The sequence below is a fragment of the Streptomyces sp. NPDC041784 genome (assembly GCF_055591025.1).
Genome location: NZ_JBVJAB010000084.1, coordinates 1 through 2582, shown reverse-complemented (window position 1 = coordinate 2582; position 2582 = coordinate 1). Strand labels below are relative to the sequence as shown.

The window sequence follows — 2582 nt, the reverse complement described above, 5'->3', positions numbered from 1 at the left end:
CGAGACGTCGAACACCTCTCTCAACGGCACAGGAGCCTCGTGCGTTGCGGGAGGCCGCCCCGTCACCCAACCGGTGGCCACTCTGAAAACGCTCATTGCCCTACTCGTGGTCGCACCTTCCAAAAGCGACCGGGAACGCGTCATTCCCATGTCCGCAGAATTGTTCGGCGTCATCGCGGCCGTCATCCGGCGCCATACGCGGGACGGCCGTACGATCCCACTGTTGCCGCGCTACGACCCTCACGAGCGCCGCAGCAGCGCGCCCATGCCGTTCCTGTTCCAACGGCGGATCGGCACGAAACACGAGGTCATCTCCGACACCACCGTCGTCAACATGCTCAAACGCCGTTGCGGCGAACTCGCAGAACACCATCCCGCCTTCCACGCCGCCGACTTCACCCCACATGACTTTCGGCGACTCCTCGCAACCGACCTGGTGAACCACGGGCTCCCGATCCACATCGGCGCTGCCCTGCTCGGCCACTTGAATCTGCAAACTACTCGTGGCTACGTCGCTGTGTTCAACGAAGACGTCGTCCGCCACTATCAGGGCTTTCTTGACCGGCGCCGTCAGGCCCGCCCCGCAGATGAGTACCGTCCGGTCACTGACACCGAGTGCCTTGGGTTTGAAGAGCACTTCGACCACCGAAAGGTTGAGCTGGGCGGGTGCGCTCGGCCTTACGGCACTCCTTGCCAGCATGAACATGCTTGTTTGCGATGTCCCATGCTCAACATCAACCCCAAGATGCGGCCTCGCCTCGACGAGATCGAGACCGATCTCCTGGCTCGCCGGGCCCGTGCCGAGCAGGAGGGCTGGCTGGGTGAGATCGAGGGCATCGACCTCACCCTCACCTTCCTCCGTCAGAAACGCGAAGAGAGCCAGCGGCTGGCTCGCATCGCGCCGGTCAATCTCGGCCTACCGGGCATCCGGCCCGGAGGGTCATCATGAGCCGCCCGGCGGTCTCGGCGAAGCGGCCGTACTCGCTCTGCGCTCGAGGCATCGGGCTGGAGTTCCTGCTGCCGGTCTGGGCTGAGCCGGTACTTCGCTCTCTCTGAAACCGACTATCCGATCTCCGCCGTGCCGGACGATGGCGCTTCACTGGGTCGGTCTACAGCATCAGGCTCCGGGTGAGGAAGTGTGCGAAGGTGATTATTGAGATGGGAGTGACGATTCCGGCTGGAGACGGAGGGTGACACGATGAGCGGCAGCCCTTGGGCCGTTCCCCTCGGAACTGTGCTGGGTGCGTTCATTGCCGGGTTAGTCGGTTTCGTGAGCGCTCGTTACACAGTGAAACAACAGCGCGAAATCACGCGGATGACGCTCGACAATCAGCGTGAGACCACGAAGAATGTGCTTGAGCAGCAACAGCAGACCGTGGAACTCACGCTTGAGCAGGAACGGGTGAGGGCGCAGAAGGTACTGGAGCACGAGACGCTTCGCCTGTTCAACGAACGGTTTGCCACAGCTAGTGGGCAGCTCGGGAATGAGAAAGCTGCCGTGCGGCTGGCTGGGGTCCACGCCATAGCGGGGCTGGCTGACGATTGGGAAGAGCAGCGGCAGACCTGCATCAACGTGCTATGTGCCTATCTCCGCATGGCGTACGCCCCCCAGCCCGAAGCGGATATATCTGCCGATCAGGAACTGACCTGGCGGGCCGAGCAGGAGGTTCGCCACACCGTCATCGCGGCCATTCGGACCCATCTCCAGCAACACGCCCCGCGGAAGTGGCACGGCTGCGACTTCGACCTCAGGGGCGTGGCCTTTGACGGCGGCAGTTTCAGCGGCGCGGAGTTCACTGATAGCACTGTGTCCTTCGACCACGCGAAATTCGCCAGTGGCGATGTATCTTTCAGGGGCACCAGGTTCGTCCGCAGCAATGTGTCTTTCCGCCACGCAGCGTTCACCGGCGCCACGGTGGCTTTCGCCAACGCGGTGTTCACAGGCAGCGCACTGTCCTTCGACTACGCGCGGATCAGCGGTGGCGAGTTGGCTTTCAGCGAACTCGCGTCGCCCGACAGCATCTACGGCGATCAGAGCTCCTACGTCGCGCAGTTCGCCAGCGGTACGGTGAGTTTCTTCGGTGCTGAGTTCGCCGGTGGCACGGTGACCTTCGAAAAGCTTACGTTCGGCATCGGCGCAGATCTCGACAAGACGAAGTTCACGGGCGGCAGGGTGTCTTTCAGCGAAGCGTCCTTCACCGACAACAAGGTCTCCTTCAGAGACGCCGAGTTCGCCAGCGGCATGGTGGACTTCACCAGGGCGTGGTTCCGCAATGGCAGAGTATCCTTCTCGGGTGCCGTCTTCACCGGCAGCATGATTGACTTCGGCGGCCGCCCGGATCCACTTGGAAGAGTGATTGGTGTCTTCTTCACCGGTAGCGAGGTGTCCTTTAGGCACACGAGGCTCGCTGGTGGAATGATGTCCTTCGCCAACGCTCAGTTCTCCGGTGGAGACGTGGATTTCGAGGGTACAGCTTTCATTGGCAGTGAACCTCTTTCATCCTGAATAGTCGCAGGTCAGTAGTGTGTGGATGGCTTGGACGGTGCGGCTGATGCGGCGGGTGGAGGAGCGGGCTCTGCGC

2 protein-coding genes are annotated in these 2582 nt (G+C 62.2%); both read left to right on the top strand.

Translation table 11 applies throughout. The features are described 5' to 3' along the window. Positions 1-949 (top strand): tyrosine-type recombinase/integrase (locus ACZ6D7_RS47475; protein WP_469505156.1); only part of this gene is annotated, 949 nt, incomplete at its 5' end. Between the two features lie 249 nt (positions 950-1198). Beyond that, positions 1199-2506, top strand: coding sequence for a pentapeptide repeat-containing protein (locus tag ACZ6D7_RS47470; RefSeq protein ID WP_469505154.1), 1308 nt, complete (start codon positions 1199-1201; stop codon positions 2504-2506). Positions 2507-2582 lie beyond the last annotated feature (76 nt).